The sequence below is a fragment of the Actinosynnema sp. NPDC023658 genome (assembly GCF_040639995.1).
In the GTDB taxonomy this organism is placed as follows: domain Bacteria; phylum Actinomycetota; class Actinomycetes; order Mycobacteriales; family Pseudonocardiaceae; genus Actinosynnema.
In genome coordinates, this window is record NZ_JBFAAX010000464.1 from 1 (window position 1) to 4,626 (window position 4,626).

Annotated in this window: 3 protein-coding genes; all 3 read left to right on the forward strand. The window is 74.1% G+C overall.

Annotated elements, in window-relative coordinates:
- Window positions 1-113 precede the first annotated feature (113 nt).
- Window positions 114-1,121 (forward strand): glycosyltransferase, encoded by a 1,008-nt coding sequence (locus AB0G02_RS29000; RefSeq protein ID WP_360799958.1) that lies wholly within the window; start codon window positions 114-116, stop codon window positions 1,119-1,121.
- A 46-nt stretch (window positions 1,122-1,167) separates the two neighbouring features.
- The gene (locus tag AB0G02_RS29005; protein ID WP_360799961.1) at window positions 1,168-3,492 is read left to right on the forward strand and encodes a glycoside hydrolase domain-containing protein; all 2,325 of its coding nucleotides are present in this window, start codon (window positions 1,168-1,170) and stop codon (window positions 3,490-3,492) included.
- The coding region (locus AB0G02_RS29010) for a glycosyltransferase (RefSeq protein WP_360799968.1) at window positions 3,489-4,626 on the forward strand (1,138 nt) is incomplete at its 3' end. The genes AB0G02_RS29005 and AB0G02_RS29010, both read left to right, overlap by 4 nt.

Sequence of the window (4,626 nt, forward strand, 5' to 3'; positions counted from 1 at the left end):
CCCCGCCGCCCACCGACGCCGCCGCGACGTGCAACGTCAGCGGCAGGTGACCGCACCGCCGGGCCAGCTCCTCGGCCGCCTGCGGGCGGCGCGGTTCGCGTAGGTTCGTCGTCATGCGCGTACTGTTCGCCGGCCTCGCGTCGGTGGGGCACACCTACCCGATGATCCCGCTCGCCGTCGCCGCGCGGAACGCCGGGCACGAGGTGCACTTCGCCGTCGGTGAGGAGGTCCACGGGCCGTTGGCCGCGAACGGGCTGCGGCCCTTCCGCCCCGCCGACACGTTCTACGAGATGTACGCGGAGGACCTGGAGCCGGACCTGGCCCGGTTGCGGCCCGACCTCGTGGTGCACGGGTGGGGCGTGCCGGGTGCCGCGGTCGCCGCGCACCGGGCCGGCGTCCCCGGCGTCTGGCACGGGTTCGGCCGCCTGTTCCCCGACGGGATCGGGCTCGAACCGCCGACGAGGAACGCCGACGCGCCCGGCCTGCCGCACCTCGACATCTGCCCGCCTTCGTTGCAGGACAAGGCCTTCCTCGCGGAGCAGGACCGGATCGAGCTGCGTCCCGTCGCGTACTCCGAGCCCGGCGCGCTGCCCGCGGCGGCCGGTCGGCGCACGTCGACGCCGCTGGTGTACCTGACGCTGGGCACCGCGTTCGGGACCGCGGAGCTGCTGGGCACGGTTATCAAGGGGCTGGCCGCGCTGGACGCGCGCGTGGTGGTGGCCACCGGCCGGGTGCGCCCGGAGGAGCTGGGCGACGTGCCGGATAACGTCTCCGTGCACCGCTGGGTGTCGCAGGCGGAGCTGTTGCCGCACGTGGACGTGGTCGTGCACCACGGCGGCAGCGGCACCACGCTCGGCGCGCTCGCCTGCGGCGTGCCCCAGGTGATCCTCCCGCAGGGCGCCGACCAGTTCGCCAACGCCGACGCGGTCGCCGCGGCCGGCGCGGGACTCCGCCTGCTCCCGGACGAGGTGAGCGCGGAGGCCGTCGCGGACCACGTCCGGACGGCCTCGCGGGACTCCGGTCACCGCGACGCGGCCCGCGCCGTGGCCGAGGAGATCTCCCGGATGCCGTCCCCGGACGAGGTGGCCCGTCGGCTGCCGGAGCTCGTCGACCGACCGTAGCCGGCGCCCCGCGCGGGGCCTCCGAACAGGACGCCCCCGCGCCCGAGTGGACGGTCCGGCGTGTTCCCACCGTGTTCACGCCGCGGAAACCACCGCCGTCCCCGCGCCGACCTACAGTCTCGCCATCCTCGACGACATCGATCCCTTCATCGGAACGGCTGCGACCTCCCTGCCCCCGGCGCGGGGTCTCGCGGCCACCTGGTGGTGGCCGAAAGCGCAGATCGGCAACACCCACCCGGGCGCCACCTCACCGCTCGGGATGGTGTCCGCGTGCGCCTACTCCGGCGCCTACCCGACCGGCTACGGCCGGTACGCCAAGAACACCGAAGGCCTGCCCGAGGAGATGTTTGACCGGTCCCTGGCCTCCGGGTTCACCCACTTCCAGCAGTCCGGCACCGGCGCGATCCGGAAGTACTACAACTACGTCCGGGTCACGCCGATGGTCCAGCCGCTGGACGCCCTCGGCCAGGCGTGGCCGCTGCACGGCGAGGTGGCCGAAGCCGGGTACTACGCGGCCACGCTCGACACCGGCGTCCACTGCGAGATCACGGTCGGCGCCAAGGTCGCGGTGCACCGGTACACGTTCCCGGAGCACCGCGACGCGCGCGTCGTGGTCGACCTGTCCTGCGGCGGCCTGGCCATCGACCACGGCCGCACGGTGCCGCTCCGCGCCCACGTGGAGAGCCTCGGCCACGGCCGCGCGCGGGGCACCGTCGTCGTGGAGGGCGTGCCGCTGTCGGTGCACGTCGAGGTCGACTCGCCGGGGTGGCGGCAGATGCTCTGGCACGACCGCCGCCTGATCGAGGGCGGCACCCGGCTGGACTTCGACCGGATCCGGCAGACCACCCTGCGCCCCTTCGGGCTGCTGTTCATCGGGCCGACCACCGCCGGGCAGACCGTCGAGGTGCGCATCGGCTTCTCCCTGCGCGGCTCCGACCAGGCGCGCGACAACCTGCGCCGCGAGTGCGCCGAGGGGCGGCCGGCGTTCGACGTGGTCCGGGCGGCGACCCGGGAGCGGTGGCGCGACCACGTGGGCCGCGTCGAGGTCGAGGGCGGGTCGCCCGCGCGGCGGCAGGTGTTCGCCACCGCGCTCTACCACTCGCTGGTCAAGCCGTGCTTCGCGGACGACGAGAGCCCGTTCTGGCCGACGTCCGGGCCGTTCGCGTTCGACGTCTGCACGATGTGGGACATCTACAAGACGCAGGTGCCGCTGCTGGCCGCGCTGTGCCCGGACCGGGCGGTGGACCTGCTGGAGTCGCTGGTGCGGGTGTGCGAGGAGGAGGGCAACTTCCCGATCGGGTACCGGATGGCGAGGGGTGCGGACCGGTTCTTCCGGCAGGCCAGCGCCCTGGTGCACACCGCGCTGGCCGACGCGCACGCGCTGGGGCTCGGTGACCTCGACTGGAACTGGGCGCTGGTGCACATGGAGGCGGACCTGCGCCGGCTGTACGGCGAGGACTTCCACGAGCACGGCGTCGTGCACCCCATCTCGCACACCCTCGACCTCGCCTACGCCCACCACTGCACGGCGGGCGTGGCGCGGGCCCTGAACGACGGCAGGCTCGCGGACGACCTCGTCGCGCGGAGCCGGTGGTGGACCAACGCGTTCGACCCGGCCACCGGCCTGCTGCACGACTCGTCGTTCTACGAGGGCGGCAAGTGGAACTACTCGTTCCGGCTCCTGCACGACATGGCCGGCCGGATCGCGCTGGCCGGTGGTGACGACGCGTTCGTCGCCATGCTGGACGCCTTCTTCGGCTACGGCGCGCAACCGGTGGTCCAGCCGGGCAGGCGGCCCGCCCCGGAGGAGATGGCGGTCGGCTACTCCCTGAACCGGTTCGAGGGGCTCAACAACGAACCCGACATGGAGGCCCCCTGGTCCTACCACTACGCGGGCCGGCCGGACCGCACGGCCGAGGTCGTGCACGCGGCGCTGACCTGGCAGTTCGGCACCGGCCCCGGCGGCCTGCCGGGCAACGACGACTCCGGCGGCCTCAGCTCCTGGTACGTCTGGGCCTCACTGGGGCTGTTCCCGGTCGCCGGGCAGAACCTGTTCCTCGTCAACGCGCCCGCGTTCGCGCGCGCCACCGTCCACATCGCGGACCGGGACTTCGTCGTCGAGACCAAGGGCCACCGGGAGTCGCCCGTGAGCTCCGACGGGGTGGACCGGGTGCCGCCGCCGCAGTACGTGCGGTCCGCCCGGTTCAACGGCAGACCGCTGGAGGTGGCGCACCTGCGCGCCACCGACCTCCACGCGGGCGGCCGGCTCGAACTGGAACTCGGCCCGGAACCGTCGTCCTGGGGTCGGCGGTTCCGGCCGCCGTCGCTGTCCGACCCGTCCCATCAGTCCCCACCGGGAGCGCGCACATGACCAGCCCGAACCGCCGCCTCGTCATCGTGGTCCGGGCCGACCCGGTGATCTGCGGGCACTCCGCCGAGGCGCGCAACCTCGCCGAGGTGGCCCTCACCAGGGGATTCGACGACGTGCGACTGCTGACGTGGCCGATTCCCGCGCTTCAGGCGGCGGGCCAGCCGCTCAAGCCGCTCGACCGCATCACGCCCTACAGCGCGGGCATCACCGTGGAGCGGCCCGAGCCGGTCGGGGACTACCGCGTGCCCGACGGCCGGTACGTGGCCGGGCTGACCGGTCGCCTGGTCGAGCTGCTGGCCGAACCGGTGCCCACCACGTGCCTGTCGATGTACCTCGCGCCGCACACCGCGGTCGTGGTCGAGGCCGTGGCGGCGGCGCGGGCGGCCGGGTTCGCGCCCGACGTGCGCACCATCGCGAAGGCGGTCGGCTCGGACGTCACCAACGTCATCCGCTCGTGCCTGCGCGAGGGCCGGTTCGGCGCCGCCGTGGCCCTGTTCACCACGTTCCTGGCCAACGACCAGGTGATCGCGGTGTCGGAGTACACCCGCCGGGAGATCGTCGCCTCCGCCGAGGCCGTCGACGCGCACTGCGGCACGCGGCTGGCCGAGGAGTGCGTGCGCCGGGTCGCGGTCAGCTACCCGCCGATCGACACCTCGGCGTACCTCGACCTCGACCCGGCGCGGGTGGACGCCGCCCTCGCGCGCCGCGGCCTCGACCACGACGGCTACGTGCTGTTCCTGTCCCGGGTGGCGCGGGCCAAGGGCGTCCACGACCTCGTGGCGGCGTTCGCCCGGTGCCGGGCGCGGTCCCGGGTGAAGCTGGTCGGCGCCGGGAACGGGCCGGCGCTGGACGAGGTCCGGGCGATCGCGCGGGACGACGACCGGGTCGTGTTCCTGGACGACGTGGACGACGAGGAGAAGCCGTTGCTGATGCGCGGCTGCGCCGCCTACGCGCTGCCGACCAGGCCCGAGCCGGACTTCGTGGAGACCTTCGGCATCGCGTTGACCGAGAAGATGCTGGCCGGCGGCGGACCGGTGATCACGACCACCACCGGCGGCACCGGTGAGGCGGTCGGCGGCACCGCCGTCATCGTCGAGGCCGGCGACGTGGCGGGTCTCGCCGCCGCGATCGACC

Bases quoted from the DNA above. Each gene is read 5' to 3' on its own strand.
- AB0G02_RS29000 (WP_360799958.1), top strand. From the start codon at position 114: ATGCGCGTACTGTTCGCCGGCCTCGCGTCGGTGGGGCACACCTACCCG.